At 59.2% G+C, this 24,947-nt stretch carries 22 protein-coding genes; 11 read left to right on the forward strand and 11 right to left on the reverse strand.

Annotation, left to right across the window (positions count from 1 at the left end; all coding sequences use genetic code 11):
• Window positions 1-71 precede the first annotated feature (71 nt).
• The gene (locus HQL98_08985; GenBank protein ID MBF0272182.1) at window positions 72-1,358 is read left to right on the forward strand and encodes a glycosyltransferase; all 1,287 of its coding nucleotides are present in this window, start codon (window positions 72-74) and stop codon (window positions 1,356-1,358) included.
• A 73-nt stretch (window positions 1,359-1,431) separates the two neighbouring features.
• Window positions 1,432-2,265: a chemotaxis protein CheW gene (locus HQL98_08990; GenBank protein MBF0272183.1), complete on the forward strand. Its 834-nt coding sequence runs from the start codon at window positions 1,432-1,434 to the stop codon at window positions 2,263-2,265.
• A 69-nt stretch (window positions 2,266-2,334) separates the two neighbouring features.
• On the opposite strand, the gene HQL98_08995 is transcribed toward HQL98_08990, so the two are convergent.
• From HQL98_08995 to HQL98_09045, 11 genes are all read right to left on the reverse strand, one after another.
• A complete protein-coding gene (locus tag HQL98_08995; GenBank protein ID MBF0272184.1) occupies window positions 2,335-4,107 on the reverse strand; it encodes a GAF domain-containing protein in 1,773 nt (590 codons plus the stop codon).
• Between the two features lie 289 nt (window positions 4,108-4,396).
• Window positions 4,397-4,780, reverse strand: a complete 384-nt coding sequence (locus HQL98_09000; protein ID MBF0272185.1) for a DUF1987 domain-containing protein — start codon at window positions 4,778-4,780, stop codon at window positions 4,397-4,399.
• 17 nt (window positions 4,781-4,797) lie between these two features.
• Window positions 4,798-5,352: a hypothetical protein gene (locus HQL98_09005; protein ID MBF0272186.1), complete on the reverse strand. Its 555-nt coding sequence runs from the start codon at window positions 5,350-5,352 to the stop codon at window positions 4,798-4,800.
• A gap of 2 nt (window positions 5,353-5,354) precedes the next feature.
• Entirely contained in the window at window positions 5,355-6,680 is a 1,326-nt protein-coding gene (locus tag HQL98_09010) for a response regulator (GenBank protein MBF0272187.1), read from the reverse strand.
• Window positions 6,681-6,687: 7 nt separating this feature from the next.
• Window positions 6,688-7,773, reverse strand: coding sequence for a chemotaxis response regulator protein-glutamate methylesterase (locus tag HQL98_09015; protein ID MBF0272188.1), 1,086 nt, complete (start codon window positions 7,771-7,773; stop codon window positions 6,688-6,690).
• Window positions 7,773-8,258 carry a purine-binding chemotaxis protein CheW gene (locus HQL98_09020; GenBank protein ID MBF0272189.1) on the reverse strand — a complete coding sequence of 162 codons (486 nt, stop codon included), beginning with the start codon at window positions 8,256-8,258 and terminating at the stop codon, window positions 7,773-7,775. The genes HQL98_09015 and HQL98_09020 overlap by 1 nt, the downstream gene beginning before the upstream one ends.
• A gap of 36 nt (window positions 8,259-8,294) precedes the next feature.
• Entirely contained in the window at window positions 8,295-10,487 is a 2,193-nt protein-coding gene (locus tag HQL98_09025; protein ID MBF0272190.1) for an MCP four helix bundle domain-containing protein, read from the reverse strand.
• A 48-nt stretch (window positions 10,488-10,535) separates the two neighbouring features.
• Window positions 10,536-10,985: a purine-binding chemotaxis protein CheW gene (locus tag HQL98_09030; GenBank protein MBF0272191.1), complete on the reverse strand. Its 450-nt coding sequence runs from the start codon at window positions 10,983-10,985 to the stop codon at window positions 10,536-10,538.
• A complete protein-coding gene (locus HQL98_09035) occupies window positions 10,966-13,083 on the reverse strand; it encodes a chemotaxis protein CheA (GenBank protein MBF0272192.1) in 2,118 nt (705 codons plus the stop codon). Before HQL98_09035 ends, HQL98_09030 begins: the two co-directional genes overlap by 20 nt.
• Window positions 13,080-13,445, reverse strand: coding sequence for a response regulator (locus HQL98_09040; GenBank protein ID MBF0272193.1), 366 nt, complete (start codon window positions 13,443-13,445; stop codon window positions 13,080-13,082). Before HQL98_09040 ends, HQL98_09035 begins: the two co-directional genes overlap by 4 nt.
• Entirely contained in the window at window positions 13,445-13,774 is a 330-nt protein-coding gene (locus tag HQL98_09045) for an STAS domain-containing protein (protein ID MBF0272194.1), read from the reverse strand. Before HQL98_09045 ends, HQL98_09040 begins: the two co-directional genes overlap by 1 nt.
• 201 nt (window positions 13,775-13,975) lie before the next feature.
• On the opposite strand from HQL98_09045, the gene erpA reads away from it, so the two are divergent.
• The 9 genes from erpA (at window position 13,976) to HQL98_09090 (ending at window position 24,910) form a co-directional block, all read left to right on the forward strand.
• Window positions 13,976-14,329: an iron-sulfur cluster insertion protein ErpA gene (gene erpA / locus HQL98_09050; GenBank protein ID MBF0272195.1), complete on the forward strand. Its 354-nt coding sequence runs from the start codon at window positions 13,976-13,978 to the stop codon at window positions 14,327-14,329.
• Between the two features lie 178 nt (window positions 14,330-14,507).
• The gene (gene lon / locus HQL98_09055; protein MBF0272196.1) at window positions 14,508-16,982 is read left to right on the forward strand and encodes an endopeptidase La; all 2,475 of its coding nucleotides are present in this window, start codon (window positions 14,508-14,510) and stop codon (window positions 16,980-16,982) included.
• A gap of 103 nt (window positions 16,983-17,085) precedes the next feature.
• Window positions 17,086-17,673, forward strand: a complete 588-nt coding sequence (locus HQL98_09060; protein MBF0272197.1) for an SIS domain-containing protein — start codon at window positions 17,086-17,088, stop codon at window positions 17,671-17,673.
• 140 nt (window positions 17,674-17,813) lie between these two features.
• Window positions 17,814-18,921 (forward strand): peptide chain release factor 2 gene (prfB, locus tag HQL98_09065; protein MBF0272198.1). Its coding sequence is split into 2 segments (ribosomal slippage): window positions 17,814-17,882 and window positions 17,884-18,921, totalling 1,107 coding nucleotides; the frame shifts between segments, so codons are not numbered across the junction.
• A gap of 343 nt (window positions 18,922-19,264) precedes the next feature.
• Window positions 19,265-20,545 (forward strand): outer membrane protein transport protein, encoded by a 1,281-nt coding sequence (locus HQL98_09070; GenBank protein MBF0272199.1) that lies wholly within the window; start codon window positions 19,265-19,267, stop codon window positions 20,543-20,545.
• 190 nt (window positions 20,546-20,735) lie between these two features.
• On the forward strand, window positions 20,736-22,247 hold the full coding sequence (lysS, locus tag HQL98_09075) for a lysine--tRNA ligase (protein ID MBF0272200.1): 1,512 nt from the start codon (window positions 20,736-20,738) through the stop codon (window positions 22,245-22,247).
• 44 nt (window positions 22,248-22,291) lie between these two features.
• Entirely contained in the window at window positions 22,292-23,539 is a 1,248-nt protein-coding gene (locus HQL98_09080; protein MBF0272201.1) for a lipoprotein-releasing ABC transporter permease subunit, read from the forward strand.
• Window positions 23,532-24,242, forward strand: a complete 711-nt coding sequence (locus tag HQL98_09085; GenBank protein MBF0272202.1) for an ABC transporter ATP-binding protein — start codon at window positions 23,532-23,534, stop codon at window positions 24,240-24,242. The genes HQL98_09080 and HQL98_09085 overlap by 8 nt, the downstream gene beginning before the upstream one ends.
• The gene (locus tag HQL98_09090) at window positions 24,239-24,910 is read left to right on the forward strand and encodes a site-2 protease family protein (GenBank protein ID MBF0272203.1); all 672 of its coding nucleotides are present in this window, start codon (window positions 24,239-24,241) and stop codon (window positions 24,908-24,910) included. The genes HQL98_09085 and HQL98_09090 overlap by 4 nt, the downstream gene beginning before the upstream one ends.
• The last annotated feature ends 37 nt before the right edge of the window (window positions 24,911-24,947 follow it).

The raw sequence follows: 24,947 nt of genomic DNA on the forward strand, positions 1-24,947 counted from the left end.
TCGCGAGTCGCACCCCACTCCCGGCGGGAAGCCGGAATTTTTTCTTGAGAAAAAGCGGAAGGATCAAAACAGTGCATAAACGTGTCTTGATGGTGGCCTTTCATTACCCTCCGGCCTTGGCGAGCGGCACACATCGGGCCTTGAGTTTCTCCCGGGATCTGCCCGAGTTCGGCTGGGAACCCATGATCCTGACCACCCACGCCATGGCCCACGAAAAACTTGACGCCGCCCAATTGGAAGACATTCCCCCGGATATTCTGGTGCAACGGGCCATGGCCCTGGACGCGGGACGCCATCTGGCGATCCGGGGTCGCTATTCCCGCCTGACCGCCTGGCCGGATCGCTGGGCCAGTTGGTATCCCGGCGCGGTGGCCTGGGGGTTGTATCTGATCCTGCGGCACCGTCCCCAGGTGATCTGGAGTACCTATCCCATCCCCACCACCCTGATGATCGCCCACACCCTGCACCGCCTCACCGGCCTACCCTGGGTGGCGGATCTGCGGGATCCCCTGGTGACAGGTCAATACCCGACCGATCCCCTGTTGCAAAAAACCTTCCGCAATCTGGAACGCAAAACCGTGCAACGCTGTACCCGGGTCGTGGTCAGCACGCCAGGCCTGAAACGGTTCCTGACCGCCCGCCACCCGGATCCCCCCCCGGAAAAATGGGTGATGCTGCCCAATGGCTTCGACGAAAAGACCTTTCGACGTTTCGATCATCTGGCCCGAACCCCTCCCAACCCCCACGGTCCCCTCACCCTGGTCCACGGAGGCACCCTGTATACCGGCAAGGAAGAACGCAATCCCGGCCCGTTGCTCAATGTGGTGGCCCTGCTGCGCAAGCAGGGGCGGATCGGCGCCCCGGAAGAAAACAGCCCGGAACGGATCGGCCTGCGCATCATCCTGCGGGCCACCAGCCACGACGAGATCATCAACGCCATGATCCGCAAACGCGCCTTGAGCGACATGGTCTCCACCGAACCCCCTTTGCCCTACCTGCAAGCCATTCAGGAGATGTTTCAGGCGGATGGGCTGCTGCTGTTCCAGGGGGAAAGCTTCAACCATCTGATTCCGGCCAAGCTGTTTGAATACCTGCGGGCCCACCGCCCCATCCTCGCCCTGACCGGCGAACACGGCGACTCGGCGCGGATTTTGCGTGAGGCGGGCTTGAATACCATCATTCCCCTGGAAGACGAAGCGATCATGCTCCCGGCCCTGATGCATTTTCTCGAACAATTGCGCGCCGGGGAGGCGGAACTGCCGGACAAGAATATCGTCTCCGGCTACTCCCGTCGCATCCAGGCCAAACGATTGGCCGAACTGTTCGATGCGCTCATCCAGTCCCCCGCCCAGAACTGAAACCCATAACCAATGATCGCCATCAATACGACAACAACACCATTCATCGCAACGCATTCAAGGATAACGCCCCATGTCTGACCTGGCCCGAGGGGATACCGAATATCTGGTCTTTTCCGCCAATCAAGGCCGGTACGGGGTTGCGCATCACGCGGTGGTGGCCATCATCGATGTGCCGGAACACACCGACATGCCCGGCATGCCCCCGGAAGTGCGGGGATTGATTGTCCATCAGGGGCGCAGCATCCCTTTGTTCGATCTGCGGGTCTGTTTCGGAGAGAAAACCCGCCTGCAAGAGACCCAGGAACTGGTGGCAAACATGATCCAACGCAAACAGGATCACATCAACTGGCTTTCGCAACTCAAGTTCGAGGTGTTCAGCAACAAGGCCATCACGGTGCAAACCAACCCGGAACTGTGCGCCTTCGGCCAGTGGTACAAAAATTTCAAAACCGACAATCTCAATCTCAACGCCCATATGCAGCATTTCGACGATCCCCACCGGCAGATCCATCGCATTGCCGAAGAAGCCTCGACCTTGATGGAGCAAGGACGCCTCGAAGAGGCCAAAAGCCTGATCCATCTGACCGAAAAAGGCACCTTGTTGCGACTGGTGGAACTGTTCGACGGGGTGGCCGAACAGGTCAAGCAATATCTGCTGGAATATACCGTCATTTTTGGGGTCGGGGAGACGCAATTCGCCCTGGCAACGGACAAGATCAACTTCTTTGGCCGCCTGGATCCCATCGAAAAACTCGCCCCGGACGAAATCAAAGGCAACAAATATGATTTCATTCATTCCATCGGGCACAGAAAAACCGAAAGCAAAGTGCCGGAAAAACCGGTCCTGCTCCTGGACATGGATCGTTTCGTGCGCCAATATCCTTTCCTGCGCGCCCACACGTAACCGACGACTACACACCAGGGCCAAGGAGAAACAAACACTCCCCGGCCCTGGTGGCATTCTCTTCGGTCTTCACGCCACGTTGTCGAGCTGTTCCGGCAACAGGTAACGCTTGGCATACTCCTGACCCACGCCGCTGTTTTGCAACAACGCGACCAGATCCGGATCGATGTGGCCATCCTTGACCATGAATGACATGATCTTCATCGCCTCGCTCAAGGTCTTGGCCTTCTTGTAGGGACGGTCACAGGCGGTCAACGCCTCGAAGACATCCGCCACCGCCAGGATGCGGGCCGGAATCGGAATCTGTGCGGCGGTCAACTGCCGGGGATAACCCTTGCCATTGAGGGTTTCGTGATGGGATCCGGCATATTCGGGCACCCGCTGCAAACCCTTGGGAAAAGGCAAACGGTTCAACATCTGATAGGTCTGGATCACATGGTCGGAGATCTTGAAACGATCTTCGGGGGTCAAGGTGCCGCGGGAGATGGCCAGATTGTAAATCTCGCCCCGATTGTACAACGCCTCGGGGACAGAAATCTTGAACTGCATGGGATTGTCCCCGAACGGATTGGCATCGCCACGGGGAATGACCTGCTCCGGACGGTCGGCCAGCAGACACTCTTCCACCGGCGGCGGCTGTCTGCCATGGGGTTGCCGCAACAACGCCTCTTCCTGGGAGATGCCGAGCCAGTCGTCGAAATGGCGCATCCAGCGTCGCTGGGCGATCTCCTTGAGGCGGGCCACCCGCTGATCGCTCATGAACTCGCCCCCCACGTTGCACTCCGCCACGAAGGCGAACTCCTCTTGCAGGGTCTGACGGGCAGAGGCCAACTCTTGATCCAGCCGCTCCACCGGGACGGTTCCCGCCGCCCGCTGTTGCCAGTAGTGAATCTCCGCATCCCGCCACAACACCTCGAAGCGGGTACGCACCTCGTGAATGCGGTTGTAGACCGTCTCCAGCTTGGTGGCCTTGTCCACCACCGCCTCGGGAGTGGTCACTTTGCCGCAGTCGTGCAGCAAGGCGCTGAAACGAAACTCCCGCCACTCCTCCTCGTCGGCGAAACGGAAATGGGCAAACGGGCCTTCGTTCTGGTCGCAGACCGCCTGTCCCAGCATCTGGGCCAGCACGTTGACCCGGGCGTTGTGGCCCCCGGTATAGGGGGATTTGGCATCCACGGCAACCGAGATGACCTCCACAAAAGAGTCCATCAACTTGCGTTGCGACGAAATGAGCTGCTGATTGGAAAGGGCGATGGCCGCCTGGGAAGCCAACGCCTCGACAAAGGATTGGCTCTCTTTGGAGAACGCCACCACTTCGTCCACACCCGGGGTCCGGGCATTCATCAGTTGCAGCACCCCGACCACCTCCTCCCCACGGGGCAACAGCGGCACCATGAGCAGGGTACGCGACTCGTAACCCACCGCCTTGTCGAAACGACGGATGGTGGCAAACTGGGGATCGGTTTCCGCGACGACATCCGCCACGTTGATGGTGATCCGTTGGTGGGCCACCCGGGTCACGATGTGGTCCAGATTGGGTTGCCCATCCTTGACCATCGACAGACCGGGAAACACAATCGGACGACCGCTTTCGCCCCCAAGGAACATGTTCAGGCTTTTGACCCGAATGATCTTGATGATCAACCGATTGTCCGGCGTGCGGGCATAGAGCATGCCCCAGTCCGCCCCGGAGATTTCCATGGCTCCCGTCAGGATCAGATCCAACAGATGATCCTCGTTGCGCTCGTTGGAAAGCCCAATCCCCACCTGAACCAGTTGTTCAAGCTTGGCCCGTTCCCAACTCAACTCCCGGGTCCGTTCCTGAACCTTCAGATCCAGCATGTCGGCGTGTTGGGTCAAAGTCTGATGGGCTTTTTCCAGCTCCGATTGCTGTTGCTGGATCTGGTCATGGGCCAGCTTGATGCGCTCTTCGTTGCGGTCGCTGTGACGGGTCAGGCGTTGCAACGACTTCAACAGCTTGCGATAAGCCTTGACCTGAGACTCAAACGCCTCCCGTTCCACCGACTCCCCGGCCCCGGCCAACACCCGCTCCGCCTGTTGCAGCGCGAGACTCTCTTCCAAAAAAGCATCAAACGGTTGCGTCATGACCAATCCCGATCAAAAGCAAAAATTATTCCTTGGGAATCATCACAAACGTGGCATGTTCCAGATCCTCGGAAAACTCTTCGCCCAACTCCTCCATGTTGGAATCGTCGGGGGCGAAAAACCAGCCGATGGTGACAGTATTGCCCGCCTCGGCGGCCTCGTCGAGCATCTCGAACAGACCCATGACAATCTTGGCCGTGGTACTGTTGAAATAGATCAGGTCGAAATTGAACTGGATGGTAGCCCCCTGGGCGCCACTCAGATACTCCTTCAACTGACCGATCAACGGCCCAAAGAACTTGTTGACATCCTCCGGATAAGACTCGCCGACAATGCTGAACGTCCCGGCGGCAAAGTCAAAATCGATTCCGGGGGAACGCTTGGTGGGTTCAATCTTGATATTTTCCATAGACAGCTCCAATCGTATTATAGGTGGGCTTTCAAGACAAAATAGGAGAGTTCCTGATCGATCTCCAGGAAATCAAATTCAAATCCCCGGGAGGCCATCCGGGCGATATCCACAAAACCGACCCCGGCCCCCTTGCTGCCTTCCGGAACCTGACCTTTCAGGATCTCTTTGTGCATGGCCTTGAGTCCCATCCGGTCCAGACCCCGGATGTGATCGAGTCCCTGACGCAACCGTTCCACATCCCGACGCTTGATGGCATTGGCGCTCAACACATAGTGTCCTTCCGCGCCCCGACCCACCGCCAGCATGCCATGGCGCAGATCCACCGGACGCTCATCCACACACCCTTCCTGGTTTTCGGCAGAGTAGCGGATGATGTTTTGCACCTGCTCGACAAACAGGCTGAACAGACCACGGGCCACCGGACGTTCGGTGTTGTCCAGCTCCAGCTTGTCCATCACCGTATCGCCGATGGCGGACAGCACCTTTTCCGTCACATAACCACAATAATAAAACAGCACACCACCCCGAATCATTTCCTGACGCAGCAGCAGGATTTCCCTGGATTCCATTGTCACGCCTCGCCCCTGATCGCATCCGTTTCACACCCCATGGGATCCATACGCAACCGGAACCCCACCACCGACACATCGTCACGTCGCGACTCTTCGCCTTGATGTTCCAGGAGATGTTTACGAATCATCGCTTTTTGTTCTTCCATGGCTTTTTCGCCAATCCGACCCAGCAATTCCAGCAAACGCACCTTGCCAAAACCTCGACGCACTGCGCTGCCCACCTGATCGATCAACCCATCGGAACTCATATAATAACGCATACCCGGAGTCACCTCCACATCCACCTGGGCGAACTCCTGGGCAAACGGCACCCGACGATAACCAATGCCCTTCTTGTCCCCCTTCACCTCGAAAGGCGCGCCGCCCACCGGACAGACAAACAGGGAAAACCGGGCACCGGCATACTGCAAACGGGTCTGACCTCGGGTCAGGTAACACAGCCCCAGCTCCATACCATCATCCGACTCGCCCAAAGCGGTATCCTGTTTCAAGGTGATCTGCACCAACTGGTGGGTTCGGGACAACAGTCGACCCAATTCACCGGGGGGAATCTCGCTGCACGCCCGATCAAAGGCACCGGTGACGATCAGGGTCATGAAGGCTCCGGGAACGCCATGGCCGGTGCAATCCCCCAGGGCGAACAGCACGCCGTCGCCCCAAGGGCGGCACCAGTAGATGTCCCCCCCTACCATGTCCCGGGGATCCCAGAAAATGAAATGATCCTCGAAGATCCGGATCAGAATCTCCGGATTGGGCAGAATCGAACGCTGAATGTTGCTGGCGTAAAGAATGCTCTCCTCGATCACCCCGAAGGCTTCAGCCAGACTGTCCCGGGTTTTTTCCAGCTCCGCATGGGTGATGCGCAACTCGCCGAAAGCCCGATCCACCTCTTCCTTGGCCTGACGCAAAATCTCGGCGCGCTTGCGGGTCTCCTTGAAATGCTGACGCATCACCAGCAGATTGCGCAACCGGGTGACGAACTCCACATTATCGATGGGCTTGTTGAGAAAGTCGGTGGCCCCTTCCTGCAACGCCATGTAACGCACGGTCTGGGCATCCGAACCCGTCACCATGACAATGGGAATCTCCCCCCGATCCGGCAGGGCGCGGAAGGCTTCGATGAAACCCAACCCATTCATCACCGGCATGATGTAATCGACAATCACCAGATCCGCCTCCTCCCCGGCGCACCACGCCAACGCCTGGAGAGGATCGGTGAAAGGGATCGGTTCACAGCCGTCCACGGTCTGAATCAGACGCGCCAGCAGGGTCAGGACACTGCGGCTATCGTCGATCACCACGATACGGAAAATTTCATCACTCATGTCCGCTTCAGCCGCATCGTTTCAGCACCTCCCCGGCGATCCGGTCGAGGGGAAAAACCGCCTGGGCCGCGCCACGACTGATCGCCTCTTTGGGCATGCCGAACACCACGCAGGTGGACTCATCCTCGGCGATGGTGAAGGCGCCGGACTGACGCATCTCCAACATGCCCTGGGCGCCGTCATCCCCCATGCCGGTCAGGATCACCCCCACCGCATTGGCGCCGGCCACCCGCGCCGCCGAACGGAACAAAACATCCACCGACGGACGATGACGGGAGACCAAAGGCCCTTCCCGCACCTCGACCCGATAGCGGGCACCGCTGCGATGCAGCAACATATGCTCATTGCCCGGAGCGATCAGCACCCGACCATTCATCACCCAATCCCCGTCTTCGGCCTCCTTGACCTCCACGCGGCACAACGAATCCAAACGCCTGGCGAAACTGGCGGTGAACGACTCCGGCATATGCTGCACCACCACCACACCCGGCGCGTCGGCGGGCAGATCCTCCAGCACCACCCGCAACGCCTCGGTTCCACCCGTCGAAGCCCCGATGCAGATGATTTTCTCGGTATTGGCCCGCACCGGACGTTCCGATGGAGGAGGCAGCATCACATCGGCGCTCAACTTGGGCTGCACCTGATAGGACGGACGCACCCGACGGGGCAAAACCTTGGCCACCGCCGCCGCCTTCACCGCCTCGCAGATGCGCACCCGATAATCCAGCAGATATTGACGGGAGCCGAGTTTGGGTTTGAGGATCGCCTCGATGGCGCCGGCGTCCAGGGCGTCCATCAGGGCCTGGGAGCCTTCCGAGACCAGCGAGGAACACATCACCACCGGCAAGGGACGCTGGGCCATCAACTTGCGCAAAAACGCGATGCCATCCATGCGGGGCATTTCGATGTCCAGGGTGATGACATCCGGGACTTCATTCTGAATGATCGCCGCCGCCGCGTAAGGATCCGCCGCCGCCCCCATGACCACGATATCCGGATCCGAATTGAGAATCTCGGTCAAAGTCACCCGCACACTGGCCGAATCATCGACGATCAGTACCCGAATCTTTTTGCCAGCCGGTCTCGACTCCATCACATCAACCCGTCCAGATAGGCGAATTCATCATGGGTGAAAAGCCGTTCCATGTCGAAAATGATCACGAAACCGTTACGCCAGCGACCAATGGCGCGGATGTACTCGGATTTCCAGGCCACTCCGACATCCGGGGCGGATTCCAGGTCCACGGTGACCAGTTCCGCCACGTCAAACACCCGGTCGCACTGCAAGCCCAGCATGATGCGCCGCTCCCGGACCAGAAATTCCAGCACCAGAATGCGACTGGCCTGGGTGGCCTGTCCCTGCGGGAATCCCAGCTTGCGCCGCAAATCGATCACCGGAACCGTCAATCCCCGCACATCGATGATCCCCAACAAATAAGGCGGGGCATGGGGCAGACGGGCAATGGGCTGACAATCGAGAATCTCCCGCACCAACGTCACGCTCACCGCGAACACATCCTGATCGATGCCCAAGGTGACATAACTGTGCGTCGGGACATCCTGGCCAGCGGCTTTCATGGGCCTTTCCCCACGGGGAGAACCCGGTGGTCGGACTCAGTATTTCTGGAAATGTTCATCGTCATCGTCGAGATCCAACGTATACCCCTTGGATTTGCCACCCCCCGATGACAACAATTTACGCCCACTCTCCTTGCCCGCGCCTCTCCGACCACTCGTGCGCCCCGGAGCGGGCAAGGCCCTTTCGGGTCGATGCATCCAACCTGTCGGGATCGCGGCGGGAACCCGGCTGCTATCGTCCAAATGAAAATAGGAGATGGTGTGTTGCAACTGTTCCGCCTGCCCGGTCAACTCCTCCGAGGTGGTGGACATCTGTTCGGCGGCGGCGGCATTCATCTGGATCACCTTGTCCAACTGCTGAATGGCGCTGTTGATCTGGGAGGCTCCGATATCCTGCTCGCGACAGGCCGAGGAGATCTCCTCCACCAACGCGGCGGTTTTCTTGATGTCCGGCACCAGACGGGTGAGCATGTCGCCGGCGGCCTGAGCCACCTTGAGGGTGTTGGTGGACAAGGCACCGATTTCGGCGGCGGCGGTCTGGCTGCGTTCGGCCAGTTTGCGCACCTCGCTGGCCACCACCGCGAAGCCCTTGCCGTGTTCTCCGGCGCGGGCCGCCTCCACGGCGGCGTTGAGGGCCAACAGATCGGTCTGACGGGCAATCTCTTGCACGATGGTGATCTTTTCGGCAATGGTCTGCATGGCCGACACCGCCTTGGCGACCGCCTCACCGCTCTGCTGGGCGCTTTCGGAGGCCTTGGCGGCGATACGCTCGGTCTGACCGGCGTTTTCGGCGTTCTGTTTGATGTTGGAGGCCATCTGTTCCATGGACGAGGAAGCCTCCTCCGCCGAAGCCGCCTGTTCGCTGGCCCCCTGGCTCAACTGCTCGGAACTGGCCGCCAACTGCTGGCTGCCCATGGAGACCGCGCTGGAAGCGGTGAAAGCGTCGGTGACCACGGTGCGCAACCGCTCCACCATGGTTTCCAGGGCGATGCCCAACACATCCTGCTCGGACAAACGGCTGGGCTTGACGGTCAGGTTGCCCTTGGCAATCTCGTCGGCCAGACCGGCGGTCACCTTGAGATTGGCCGACATGAGGTTGAGGGCGGTCACCAGATCCCGCATTTCGTCGTTGGTGGTGGCGGCGATATTGCTGGACAGATCCCCTTTGGCCACGGCGTTGGCCAGATCCACAGCCCGACGCAGATTGGTACTGATGGTCGAAGAGATCCAGGAACCCACCAAAATGGAGATGATCAGCGCGACAATCAGCAGCATAATCATGACCACACGGGCACTTTGATAGCTCTCCTCCGCATCCATCTCCACGGTTTTGCCATCTTCCCGCACCTGAGCGATCAACTCGTTCAAGCTGTTTTCCGCCGCCACCCGAGACGTTTGGCCCTCACCACTGAGCAACATAAAGGCTTTGATGTCGCTGTTGATGGCACCAATGATACGCACCTGCTCGGCAATCTGATCAAACTTGCGGTAATTGTCCGCCATGCTGTCATACAAATGGGACTGGTCTCCCTTGAGCAACACACGCAATTCGGGGAGATGTTGCCGGATCTCCTCACGCCACCCATCGACATCCCGCACCTGTTTGGCGATATCCTGTTCGCTGTCAAGCAGAATGATATTTTTCTCCGCCCGATGAATCATCAACACATTGGCAAGAATACGACTGGCCAGAACCAACTCCTGACCGGAGGATGCGCTTTTGGGATCTGCTTTCAAGGAAAGAATCGCATTCAGGGAGGCGACCACCGCATCCGCCGCCTTGCGTCCCTCACCCATCGACATGTTGCGGGCCTTGTTGTTGCTGTTCTGCAGGCTCATTTTCCGCACCTGCTCGGACACCTCGATATATTTTTTCCAGGTTGTCACGAACATATCCAGCTTGGGACGGGTTTTTTCGTTCAACAGCGGGGGAAGCTTGTGAATGTATTCCTCGATCTCCAGATTGATTTTCTTCATCTGTTCGACGAAATCGGCCTTGGACTCGTCCGTGGGGGCAATGATGATATCCCGTTCCCGTCGGGAGTATTGAGAAGAGCGCAACAGCAATTGGTTGACATGGGATCGGGCCACGGATTGCACGCTGACCAGTTCATGGGTCGCATGATTGAGATTGCCAAGACGCCACAGCCCCACCCCGGCAATGGCGGCCGCCATCAGAATCAATACCAGAAACGCCATAGCCAATTTGAACTTGATCAGAACACGCATCAGGTTACCCTCATCCTCGTTCGTTTTAACGTTGCATCCTTCGTCGGATCAATCCGAGGCGAAGACCCGCTCCAAATCCAGAACCATCACAAACCGACCCTGACGCCGCCCTACGGCGCGAATGAACTCCGATCGACAACGCATGCCGATACGCGGGATCTCCTCGGACATCACCAACTCGAACTCCGCGACCTCATGCACCTTGTCGGCCCGCAAGGCCACCAGAGTCTCTTCTCCGTCGATCTCTTGCTCAATGACCACAAAGCGGCTGTCCGGAGTGGTGATGGCACCGGTCAGACCGATTTTCATGCCCAGATCCATCAAGGGCACAACCCGACCCCGCACATTGATCAGGCCGTTGACAAACGGACGGGCCGTGGGCACTCCGGTGACCGGCAACAGATCGAGAATATCGCACACCACATGCACCGGAATGGCGAACAGATCCCCGGCCACCCCGATGATCAAGCTTTTGAGACTATCGGACGAGGGTTTCATGACCCACTCTCCTACCCGACGGATGCAACGCCTCGCGCAAGCGCTCCTCCCGGTGCTGTCCGAACTCGATCAGGTGATCGATCTCCAGAATCAAGGCCACCCGACCATCCCCCAGGATGGTGGCTCCGGAAAAGGATTTCACGTCGGCATGGACGCGACTCAACGATTTGATCACGGTCTGATGGTCCCCCAGAATCTGATCCACCACCAAACCGACCCGCCGCTTGCCCACCACCACGATCACCACCTTTTCATGGGGAGGGGGTTCCCCCATCACCGCGAACAGGTCCCGCAAGTGCAGAAAAGGCACCAGCTCATCGCGAATAAAGAGAAAATTGTTTCCATCCCCCCCGGCATGCTCCACCATGGCATCCGCCAGTTCCACGATGGCGTCCACATTGGACAAGGGTACGATATAGCGCTCCTCCCCCACCTTGAGCAGCAGGCCATCGATGATGGCCAGGGTCAACGGCAGACGCAACACCACGCGGCATCCCTCGCCGGACTGGCTGAACACTTCCACACTGCCACGCAGGGCGTCGATGCTTTTTTTCACCACATCCATGCCCACGCCGCGACCGGAGATCCCGGTCACCGCCTGAGCCGTGGAAAAACCGGGATGAAAAATCAACTGGGCCAGATCCCCATCGGAGATGTCGCTGCCGGGAGCCAGCAGACCACGCTCCTCGGCCTTGGCCCGAATGCGGTTCAGGTTCAACCCTTTGCCATCGTCATCCACGGTGATCAGCACCTGTCCACCCACATGGGTGGCGGTCAGAAGCAGGGTGCCCTCTGGGGATTTTCCCGCGGCCAGCCGCGCTTCGGAAGACTCGATGCCGTGATCCATGGCGTTGCGGATCAGATGCACCAGGGGATCGTTCAGGCTTTCGACCATAGTTTTGTCGAGTTCCGTCTCCTCCCCCCGGGTATCCAGACGTACCTGTTTTCCCAGTTCCCGGGAGAGATCCCGCACCACTCGGCGAAACCGGCTGAACAACGAGCCGATGGGCACCATGCGAATGCCCTTGGTGGTCTCGCGCAACTCCGAGACCAGGCGCCCCATCTCCTCCACCACGGCCCGCAACGAAACAACCGACAACTCCTCGGTACTGGAATGGGCGATCTGTTTGAGACGGGATTGCACGATCACCAGTTCGCCCACCTGATTCATCAAGCCGTTGATGCGGTCGGAGTTGACCTTGACCACACTTTCGATAGTCGGCTTGCCAGCGGGGGAGGAGACGGCTGGAACGGGTTGCACCGGCAGGGACGCGGCAGGCCGGGAATCCACCATCGAAGAATCCACCGACTGGACCACCGGCTCAACGGACCCCATTTCCGGCTTCGGAGGGGCCGGATCCGGCGTGGCCGACAAGGGTTCGATGTGGAGCCGGGTTTCGTTGCGGATGAACAAAAAGACATCCTCGATGGCCTCCACCGGTTGGCCGGTGACGAGTTCAAGCTCCCAGCGCAGGTAACACCGATCCGGATCCAAGGCATCCAGACCCGGCACATCCGAAGCGTCGCAACGGACCTTGCCGGTGCCCATCTCCAGCATTTCACGAATCATCGTGACCGGATTGGACCCCAGAACAAAAGCGTTCTCCGGCAGGATGAACCGGATGCGATACCCGTTGGAGAGCACGGGTGGCGGCGGAGGTTTGGGAGCGGCGGCCCTGGGCTCAGGGGGGGGAACCCGTCTGGGCGCCGCATCTCCCTGGCCACGCACCACCCGGTCGAGATGGGCCAGAATGGCATCACCCGCTCCGGCGGACACCTGACCCGGGGCGTCGATCAGCAAACGCATGTAGTCCCTGGCTTCCAGGGTGACGCCCACCAGGGCGGGAGTGACAGGCACCTCCCCATTGCGCACCCGGTCGAAGACCGTTTCCACATGATGGGTGAATTTGGCCAACGCCTCGAAACCGAACATCGCCCCGGAACCCTTGATGGTGTGCAAGGCGCGGAAAGCCGAGGCAATGGTCTCCTTGTCTTCCGGAGCGGTTTCCAGGTCCAGCAGGGCGGTTTCGAGCTGAATGAACAGCTCGTCGGCCTCCTGGCGAAAAATGTCGGAGGGATCGCCGGAGAGAATGTTCATTCCAACAACCGCCGGGTCACCTTGAGGAGCACTTCGGGAGCGAAAGGCTTGGTGAGCCAACCCGTAGCGCCGGCCTCTTTGGCCCGAGCGCGCAACGCCTCATCGCTTTCGGTGGTGACGAACAGGATCGGAACCCCTTTGTATTCGGATAGCTGACGCAGGGCGTCGATGAACTCCAGCCCTCCCATGCGGGGCATGTTGAGATCGGTGATCACCAGATCCACGGTGGTGTTTCTGGCTTTTTCCAGGCCGTCGAGACCGTCCACCGCCTCGATGATCCGATATCCCCGCACCGCCAGCGTCAGCTTGATGGTCTGACGCATGCTGGGGGAGTCATCGACACACAGAATCATTTTGGTCATCAGACGTTCCACAACTCCTCAAATTCGTGTTCCAGGCCAGCCAGTCGGATCTGCTCGGCCATAACGCCCATCCCGGGGAGAACCACCCTCAAGGCCAACTCGTCACCACCGGTAGAACGCCGGGCGGCGATGATCATCTGAACCATGGACAGGTCGGTCTGCACCACATCGGAACAGTCCAGCACCACCGGCACGCCTTGATTCAGCAGGCCCAGCACAGCCTCGCGCACAGCGGCAACTTCACGGATGGTCGCGCGCGCGGGCAATCGCAGCACGCCATCCGTACCCTGCGATGCGTCCATCATGGACGATTCATTGCCCAAATCCATATTTTTTCCATTCCATGGGAGCAAAACCTGCGGAAAAATGATCCTAATGATTGATATTTCAGCATGGATCCATTATCCTCTCAACCGTTCCATTTTTCAACGAGGAAAATCAGGTTTTCTGCAGGTTCTGCACGCTTTGGTCGCAGTTGAACGTTTCACCCGCCTGATGTCCCAACCTTTCACCAAGGAGTCCCATTCGCCATGTCCATCACCCTCACCCCCAGTGCCGCCAACAAATTGAGCGCACTGCTGCAAGAAGAGAACAACCCGCAAACCAAGCTGCGCATCTTCGTTTCCGGGGGAGGCTGTTCCGGTTTCAAGTATGGCTTCACCTTCGATGACACCCAGGAAGAGGCCGATCTTCTGGTCGAATCCCATGGCGCCAAGGTGCTGGTGGATCCCACTTCCCTCAACTATCTGGCCGGTGCGGAAGTCGATTACGTGGAAGACCTTTCCGGCGCCCAGTTTGTCATCCGCAACCCCAATGCCGCCAGTTCCTGCGGTTGTGGTCAGTCCTTCACCCCCAACTCCATGGGCGGATGTTCCAACGCCTGATTCCGGACCAATAAAGGCGCGGATGAAAAAAATCCTGGCATTTGCCAAAAAATGGCATTTGCCGGTTGCATCCGCGCCCTACGGATCCCATATAATCTTCCATCAAAATCCGGTTTTGTTTCAAAAGAAACCCAATTCACTCAAACCGATCCATTTTCCCGGTGGACAGGGATGAACCATGGCCGACGACCAACCCAAAAACGACGATCCCAGCTTCCCCTCGGCGTCCACGGTGGACGCCGCGCAACCGCCACTGGAAGAGATGATCGACGACAAACCTGACGACAAATCCGATTCCGCCCCACCGGCGCGGGTGGAGGATCTGTTGCCTTCGGAACTGGTGATCTATCCCTTGGGGGGGCGCCCGTTTTTTCCCGGCATGCTCACCCCCATTCAGGTGGAAGGCTCCCCCTACTACGACACCATCAAATACGCCCTGCACTCTCCGGGCAAAATGTTCGGCATCGTCTTGAGCCATGCCGAAGATGGAGACGAGGTGTTCGAGTCCAGCAAGTTGTACCGCTTCGGGGCCGTGGCCCGCATCATGGAGGCGGCCATCAACGAAGAGGACAAACAAATCAAGCTCCTGGCCGAAGGCATCTCCCGCTTTGAAATCCTGGAGATCGTCCAGCCCGGTCCGCCGATCATCGCCCGGGTGGTCCATCACGACAAGCTCTCCCTCAATCTGGACCTGGATGCCCTCAAGCCCTACACCATGGCGGTGATCAGCGCCTTGAAGGAGATCCTGAAATTCGACTCCCTGTATCAGGAACAGGTCAAAATGTTCCTGTCGCGCCACAACTTCGGGGAGCCGGATCGTCTGGCGGACTTCGTGGCCTCCATGACCAGTTCCAAACGCGAAGAGCTGCAAGAGGTCTTGGAGACCCTCAACATCCGGGAACGGCTGGAAAAAGTGCTGGCTCTGCTGAAAAAAGAGCTGGAAATGGTCAAGTTGCAAGACAAGATCTCCCGGCAGGTGGAAGAGGGCATCTCGAAGAATCAACGCCAGTTCTTTCTACGGGAGCAGCTCAAGGAGATTCAAAAAGAGCTGGGCATCACCAAGGACGATCGCACCGCCGACATGGAGCGGTTCCGGGAGCGTCTGCAAAAATTGACCCTGGCGGACGAACCCAAAAAACGCATCGAAGAGGAGTTGGACAAACTCTCCATCCTGGAGACCGGATCTTCGGAATACGGGGTCACCCGCAACTATGTGGACTGGTTGACCAGCCTCCCCTGGGGGGTCCACACCAAGGACAAACTGGATATCAGCCGCGCCCGTCAGGTGCTCAACAAGGATCACGACGCCCTCAACGACGTGAAAGAACGCATCCTGGAATTCCTGGCCGTGGGCAAACTCAAAGGAGAGATCGGGGGATCGATCATCCTGCTGGTGGGTCCGCCGGGCGTGGGAAAAACCTCCATCGGTCGTTCCGTGGCCCGGGCCGTGGGTCGAAAATTCTTTCGGTTTTCCGTGGGGGGCATGCGGGACGAAGCCGAAATCAAAGGCCATCGCCGCACCTATGTGGGCGCCATGCCCGGCAAGATGATCCAGGCCTTGCGGCGCACCGAGTCGGCCAATCCCATCATCATGCTCGACGAGGTGGACAAGATCGGCGCCAGCTATCACGGCGATCCGGCCTCGGCCCTGCTGGAGGTGCTGGACCCGGAACAAAACAACGAATTCCTCGATCACTACCTGGACGTGCGTTTCGATCTGTCCAAGATTCTGTTCATCTGCACCGCCAACCAGTTGGATACCATCCCCCAGCCCCTGCTGGACCGCATGGAGATCATCCGCCTGTCGGGCTACATCACCGAAGAAAAAATCAAGATCGCCCGCAACCACCTGATTCCCAAGCAGTACGAAAAAAACGGCATGCAATACTCCCAGTTGCGCATCAGCAACGATGCCGTGCGGGTGATCGTGGACGGTTATGCCCGTGAGGCGGGGGTGCGCCGTCTGGAACAAAAAATCGCCGCCATCGTCCGCAAGGCCGCGGTGAAAATCCTGGAAGAAAACGCCACCATCCCGATCCGGGTGGGCAAGGATCAGGTGGAAACCTTCCTCGGCAAACCGGGATTCCGGGACGAACAGCCCTTCCACGGCATCGGCGTGGTGACGGGACTGGCCTGGACCGCCATGGGGGGTGCCACCCTGGACGTGGAAGCCATCAACCCCGGCGGCGAAAAACCCGGCCTTACCCTGACCGGCGCCCTGGGAGACGTGATGAAAGAGTCGGCCCACATCGCCTTGAGCTATATCTCGTCCAACTGTGTCAGCCTGGGGGGCAATCCCAAACTGCTCACCCACCACCCGGTCCATCTGCACGTTCCCGAAGGGGCCACCCCCAAGGATGGTCCTTCGGCGGGCATCACCATGGCCACCGCCATGTTGTCGTTGGCCAAGAACCAACCCATCAACCGCCGTCTGGCCATGACCGGAGAAATCACCCTCACCGGTCAGGTGCTGGCCGTGGGCGGCATCCGCGAAAAGGTGATCGCCGCCCGGCGTGTGGGCATCCGGGAATTGATCATGCCGGAAGCCTGCCGGAAAAGCTACGAAGAGGTGCCGGACCACATCCGTGAAGGATTCACGGTCCACTTCGTGCAAAAATATCCCCAGGTGGCCAAACTGGTGTTCGATCCGTGACCGCGCCGCGCACCGGATCCCCGACCTCTTTCACAAAAATGCTACCCTGCGATCCTTGCGACACAAGGAGCGCGGCAACCCCTGCTTTCAGGCCATCCTTGCCATGAGCACTGAAATCCGCCAGCTTATCGAGGAGTCCATCGCGGTCAAACAGGCCGTGCTGAACGATCCCCACATTCTGGCCCAAATCGAGACCCTGGCCGAAAAATGTCTGCATTCCCTGCGCTCCGGGGGCAAGATTCTGTTCGCGGGCAATGGCGGCAGCTTCGCCGACGCCCAGCATCTGTCCGCCGAACTGACCGCCCGTTTCCAGATCGACCGGGCGCCCCTGCCCTCCCTGGCTCTGGGGGCCAACAATTCCGCCATCAGCGCCATCGGCAACGATTACGGTTACGAACAGGTCTTCGCCCGGGAACTGCACGCCATCGCCCGCCCGGAAGACCTGTTCATCCCCATCACCACCAGCGGCAACAGCCCCAACATTCTGGCCGCCATCGAAGCGGGTCAACGCCTGGGCATCACCATGGTGGGACTCACCGGACAGGAGGGAGGCCGAATGAAATCCCTGTGCGACTGCATCTGCATCCCGTCCAAGGTGACGGCCCGCATCCAGGAGTGTCACATTCTGGTGGGACATATCCTGTGCGGATTAATCGAATCCCGTTATTTCGCCCCGGACAACGCCGACTGAAAAACCGACAGATTCCACCGGTCTTTAAGAACTCCCCAAACACACCCGGCCAATGCAAACAGTGACGCCCGCCCCTGGATTGTGCTATTCTTGCTCGATTCTATCGCAACGCCCAATATCACCTGGAGCACCCAAAAACCATGGATGAAAACATACAAAAAAACTTCGACGCGATTTGGGAGAAATTGGTTCTCCTAAGGGGGCATCTTTAACTACGATCACGGCAAGAAACGCCTGGAAGAGCTGGTCTCCTTTTCCGAGGATCCCGCCCTTTGGAACCAGCCCGCCCGTGCCAAAGAGGTGATGCGGGAAAAAAGCCTTTTGGAAAAGACCATCGGCGAATGGGACCATCTGGAGCGGGAGCTGAAAGACGCCAAAGAGCTGCACGCCATGGCCCTGGAAGAGCAGGAGACCGAACTGCTGTCCGATGTGGCCAAACAATCCGTGGCCATGCTGGAACGGGTCGAGGCGCTGGAACTGGCGCGCATGCTGTCGGGAGAGGCGGACATCAACAACGCCTTTCTGGAGATCCATCCCGGCGCCGGAGGCACCGAGTCCCAGGACTGGGCGGAAATGCTGTTGCGCATGTATCTGCGCTGGTGCGAGTCCCACGGCCTGAAAGTGGAGATGAACGACTACCAGCCCGGCGACGAGGCCGGATGCAAATCCGTCTCCTTGCGGGTCGAAGGGGAGTTCGCCTATGGCCGTCTGAAAACCGAAAGTGGGGTGCATCGACTGGTGCGCATCAGTCCGTTCGACGCCTCGGCGCGGCGGCATACGTCGTTTTCGTCGGTCTATGTCTACCCGGAGATCGACGACAGCATCCAGGTGGAGATCGAAGACAAGGATCTGCGCATCGACACCTTCCGGGCCTCCGGGGCCGGGGGTCAGCACGTCAACAAGACCAGCTCGGCCATCCGCATCACCCACTTTCCCACCGGGATCGTGGTGCAGTGCCAGAATGGCCGCTCCCAGCACCGCAACAAAGACGAAGCCTTCAGCATGCTCAAGGCCCGTCTGTATCAACTCGAACTCGACAAACGGGCCGAAGAGGCCAAACAGGTCAACGACTCCAAAAGCGAAATCGGCTGGGGTCGCCAGATCCGCTCCTATGTCCTCCACCCCTATCGCATGGTGAAAGACCTGCGCACCGGCGTGGAAAAAGGCGCGGCGGACGCGGTCCTCGATGGCGACCTGGACGACTTCATCAAGGCCGCCCTCTCCCAGAGGATCGGCGAAGGACAATGACGCCAAGCCGCCAAGCTCCGGGATGCCCGGGGCTTGGCGGCTTTCAGAACGTCTGCCACGACGGCAATCAACGCCCCTTCCAGCCAGTACCAATCCAACAGCGCTTCGACTCCGGAAGCATGCTTGTGATGAATAATTCACAGGCATCCACTCTTTTCGGAACGCTCATCCATTAAAATCCGGTAGAAATCTCTTCAATCCCAAAGAAATATGCAACAATCCTGCAAAACGGATGTCTAATAAAGATCGCTTTCAACTTTGAAAGACTGTACGCCTGTCTTGACGGTTAAAGCGAGCCAAAAGGGAGTGACGGCGACGACAACCGATAAACAGGAGAAACCGAATGAAAGTATGGTGGATGGGTGCAGGCTCCCTGCTGGCCGCATTGAGTATCGTGGCACCGGCGCAAGCCAGTAATGGCTATTATGCTTACGGGTTCGGAACCATCAGCAAAGGGATGGGTGGGGCCGGCGTGGCCATGCCCACCGACACCATGGGAACCGCCGTCAATCCGGCGTTGATGGCGCATGTGGGCCATCGGGTGGATCTTGGGGTCTCCTGGTTCAAACCGGATCGGGGTTTCACCGCCGACACCCCGTCCGCCACTCCTCCCGGGGTTCCCTTCATTCCCACCGGCACATTTGAAAAGACGGATGATTTTTTCTTGATTCCCCATATCGGCTGGAATCGGCCCCTGGATTCCACCAGCACCATCGGCTTGAGCATCGGCGGCAACGGGGGCATGAACACCGAATACGATCTGGCGGTTTTCGGCAACTTCGCACCTCCGGGCATGACCACCGCGCCAACCAGCATCGACATGGCGCAACTGTTTGTGGGCCTCAACTACGCCAAGAAACTCAACCAGGAACACACCATCGGCATTGCGCCCATTCTGGCCGGACAACGCATCAAGGTCGAAGGGTTGCAGCCTTTCATGGGATTGTCCGCCACGCCGAATGCCGTGACCAACAATGGCTATGATTATTCGTATGGCGGAGGGCTGAAAGTGGGCTGGTATTGGCAGCCGAGCGATCAACTGGCCATCGGCTCTTCGTATCAGAGCCGCCTGTACATGACCCGATTCGATCACTATGCCGGATTGTTCGCCGAACAAGGAGATTTCGATATTCCCCCGACGTTCCAGATCGGCTTGGCCTACAAACCCACTCCCGCCTGGACCGCCCTGCTGGATATGCAGAAACTGTTCTTCAGCGACATCCGTTCCGTCGGCAACTCCAATAATTTGTTGTTGACTCCCGGCAGCATCTCTTTGGGAACCGACAATGGCCTGGGCTTCGGCTGGCGGGACATGACCATCTACAAAACCGGCGTGCAGTGGAAGGCGAATGACGATTGGACCCTACGTTCCGGATTCAGTCTGGCCAATCAGGTGGTGCCGGGCCAACAGGCACTCTTCAACATTCTGGCCCCCGCCACCGTGACCAAACATGTGACCCTTGGAGTCAGCCGCACCATTTCCGCCAACAGCAGCATCGATCTGTCCGCCAGTCACGCCCTGGATCAGCGTGTCTACGGCTCCAATCCCAACACCCCCTTTCAGACTGGATCGCTGGACATGAAACAGTTAGAAATGGAAGTCAACTGGAGTTATCGTTTCTGACCCATTCCGGGCAGGAGGCTCGCACCCCGCCTCCTGCCCCTGCCAACGCAAACCCTGCCAACGCAAACAGTGACGCCCGCCCCCGCTCTGTGTTATCCTGGATCGTCTACAGATGTTGCACACACCAATTCCGCAACGAATCCACCGTGTGGCAATACCTCAACAAGATCGGCTCCGGATCACGGAGGCCATGTTCGGTTTTTCAGGAGTGGGAATACAAAGCATGTCCAAGGACGACAATCCCCTGGTCGAAGCGCGCAAGGCCAAGCTGACGGCGCTGATCGAAGCGGGGGTCAACCCCTATCCCAATGATTTCAAACCCGCCGACTCTCTGGGTCGCATCCGGGAGCAACACGGCGATCTCACCGACTCCGAAGCCTTGTCCGCCGTCCAGGTACGCTGCGCGGGACGGATCATGCTGCTGCGCAACTTCGGAAAACTCACCTTCGCCACCCTCACCGACGACAGCGGCAAGCTGCAAATCGCGGTGCAGCGCGACGAGGTGGGGGAAGTACTCTATCGGGAGGTGTTCCGCAAAATCGAGGTGGGGGATTTCCTGGGGGTGGAGGGGGGACTGTTTCGCACCCAGACCGGTGAACTGACCGTGCGGGTGAACCGTTTTCAACTGCTCTCCAAGGCGGTGCGTCCCCTCCCGGAGAAATGGCACGGCCTGGAAGACGTGGAAGCCCGCTATCGGCAACGCTATGTGGATCTGATCGTCAACCCGGAGGTGCGGGCGGTGTTCCGGGTGCGTTCCCGGTTGATTCATCTGATCCGGGGTTTCATGGAAGCCCGGGGATTCCTGGAAGTGGAAACCCCGATGATGCATCCGATTCCGGGCGGTGCGGTGGCCCGGCCTTTCGTGACCCATCACAACGCCTTGGACCGGAATCTTTATCTGCGCATCGCCCCGGAACTGTATCTGAAACGGTTGATCGTGGGCGGTTTCGAGAAGGTGTTCGAGATCAATCGCAACTTCCGCAACGAAGGGCTGTCGATCCGCCACAATCCCGAATTCACCATGATGGAGTTCTATCAGGCCTACGCCGACTATCGGGAGTTGATGGAGTTGACCGAAACCCTCATCACCGGTCTGGTGCAAGAGATTCACGGCACCCTGGTGATCGAGCATCAGGGCCGCACCATCGATTTCACCCCTCCCTGGCCCCGCCTGACCCCCGCCGAAACCCTGGTGCAACACGCCGGAGCCGATCCGGAGCGCATCACCGATCCGGAATACCTGGAAGAACTGGCCCAAAAACACCACGTCAAGTCCAATCCGGCGTGGGATGTGGGCAAACGGCAACTGGAGCTGTTCGAGGCTTTGGTGGAGTCCCAACTGATCCGGCCCACGTTTGTGGTGGATTATCCGGTTTCGGTGTCGCCTCTGTCGCGGCGCTCGGACCACAATCCCGACATCGCGGAACGCTTTGAACTCTTCATCGGCGGCTGGGAGATCGCCAACGCCTTCTCCGAGTTGAACGATCCGGCGGATCAGGCGGAACGGTTCCGCGCCCAGGTGGCGGCCAAGGAACGCGGTGACCTGGAGGCCATGCACTTCGACGCCGATTATATCCAGGCCTTGGAATACGGCATGCCCCCCACCGCCGGAGAAGGGATCGGCATCGACCGGTTGACCATGCTGCTGACCAATTCGGCGGCCATTCGTGATGTGATACTGTTTCCGGTATTGCGCTCATAGTCGATTTTCATCATCCATCTTGCCGCCGGGAGGGCCGGGTTTCGATGTTGTGGGGTGAGCGATACGAATGGATCATCGGCTTGCGGTATCTGCGGGCCAAGCGTTCCGAATTTTTCATCAGCGTGATCACTTTCTTGTCCATGGGGGGCGTGGCCCTGGGAGTGGCGGCGCTGATCACCGTGTTGGCGGTCATGACCGGTTTCCGCGAGGAGTTGCAACGCCAGATCCTCGGGGTGACCAGTTATGTGACGGTGCGTTCCGTCTCCGGCAACCTGGAAAACTATGCCAAGGTGATGGACCAGACCGCCAAGGTGCCCGGAGTCACGGCGGTGGCTCCCTACATCGCCATTCAGGCCATGGTGTCGGTGCAGGCCCGTTCCGCCGGGGTGATGCTCCGGGGAATCGATCCGGAGTTGGAACCCAAGGTCTCCTCCCTGGCCACCAACATCAAACAAGGCAAGCTGGCGGGCATGCCGGAGTTCGGCATCATCCTGGGCAAACGATTGGCCCAGCATCTGTATGTGGAGCTTGACGACACCGTGACCGTGATGGTGGCCGTGGGTTCGGTGACCGCCGTGGGCACCCTGCCCCGCATGAAACGCTTCAAGGTGGTGGGCATCTTCGACTCCGGCATGTACGAATACGACAACGCCCTGGCCTACATCCGGCTCGAAGACGCCCAACGGCTGCTGCGCATGGAAGAGACCGTCACCGGGGTCGAGGTGATGACCGTCACCCCCGAAACCGCCCTGACCGTGGGCAAGGATCTGCGGCAACGTCTGGGCAAGGGATTCTGGGTGCAAGACTGGATGGAGATGAATCGCAACTTCTTCCGCGCGCTGCAAATGGAAAAAGCGGTCATGTTCGTGATTCTGCTGCTGGTGGTGCTGGTGGCGGCGTTCAACATCATCTCCAGCCTGATCATGGTGGTGATGGAGAAAGGACGGGAGATTGCCATTCTCAAAACCATGGGCGCCCGCTCCGGGGGGATCATGGCCATTTTCATCATCAACGGCGGGGTGATCGGGGTGGTGGGAACCTCGCTGGGCACCGGACTGGGGCTGCTGCTCTCCTTGAACCTGGAACGGGCCTTGCGCGCCATCGAAAAGATCTTCGGCATTCAACTGATCTCCGGGGAGGTCTATTTCATCGATCATGTCCCGGCCAAGGTGTTGACCTCCGACGTGTTGTGGATCACGGGCATGAGTCTGGTGATCACCCTGATGGCCACCCTCTATCCGGCCTGGCGGGCGGCGCGGGTCGATCCGGTGGAGGCGTTGCGCTATGAATAATCCCGCGCCACTGCTGGAAGCCAAGGGCCTCCGCAAATATTTCGGCCCCGACTCCCAACGGGTCGAGGTGCTCAAGGGGGTGGAGTTCACCTTGTTTCGTGGCGAGATGGCCGCGCTGCTGGGGGTCTCCGGATCGGGCAAAAGCACCTTGTTGCAGATCATGGGCGGACTGGACCGGCCCAGCGAAGGAACGGTCTGCGTGGATGGGGAGGATCTGTTCGCGTTGTCGGCCAACCGGGCCGCCGAGTTTCGCAACCGGCGCATTGGCTTTGTCTATCAATCCCACCGGTTGCTGCCCGAGTTTTCCGCCTTGGAAAACGTCATGATGCCCCTGCTGATCGCCCGCACCCCCCGCAAACAGGCGGCGGCGCAAGCGGCGGTATTGCTGGAGGAGGTGGGATTGGCCCACCGGATCGACCATCGCCCCGGACAACTCTCCGGTGGCGAACAGCAGCGGGTGGCCATCGCCCGCGCTTTGGTGACGGATCCGGGACTGCTGCTGGCCGATGAACCCACCGGCAATCTGGACCGCAAGACCGCGTTGGAGGTGTTCCGCATTCTGCGCGCCTTGAATACCAAACGGGGGCTGGCCTGCCTGATGGTGACCCACAACCCGGAGTTGGCCGTGGACCTGGATCGACGTCTGCATCTGGTGGAAGGGGTGCTGACCGAAGAGCCTCACGGGGGAGAGTCCCTGGCGTGAACGAAATCCTGCAAAGCATCATCATCTGGGCGCCGGGCATTCTGTTTGCCATCACCCTGCACGAATGGGCACACGGGCGCATGGCCACCCATTTTGGTGACCCCACGCCCAAACTCATGGGACGCCTGACCCTCAATCCCATTCCCCATATCGATCTGGCCTGGACCATCGTCATTCCCGGCGTGATGCTGCTGGCCTCGCTGCTCACCACCGGCAGTCCGTTCGTCTTCGGCGGGGCCAAGCCGGTGCCCATCGATCCCCGCTATTTCATCCGCAAGGGCCAGTCGTTCCGGGTGAGCATGTTCTGGGTTTCCGCCGCCGGACCGCTGATGAACCTGTTTCTGGCTTTGCTGTGCGCTCTGGCCTTTCGGGCCGTGACCTTGCTGCCGAGCTATTTCATGGTGCCGATGGCCAACATGCTGGTGGCGGCCATTCAGATGAATGTCTTGCTGGCGGTCTTCAATCTGCTGCCCATTCCACCTTTGGACGGCGGACGCATGGCCGGCGCCCTGCTGCCCCATCCCTGGGACGGCTATCTGGCGGGTGTGGAACGGTTCGGCATGCCGATCGTGCTGGTGCTGGCCTTTTCGGGTATGATGAACCACCTCCTGATCCCGGCCATGAATCTCTTGAATCAATTCTATCTTCAGGTGGCGGGACTCGCCTGATCCGGCATCTTCTTTAAAAATTGGTGAACAAAACAAC

It is taken from the genome of Magnetococcales bacterium, from assembly GCA_015231755.1.
Classification (GTDB): Bacteria; Pseudomonadota; Magnetococcia; order Magnetococcales; family Magnetaquicoccaceae; genus Magnetaquiglobus.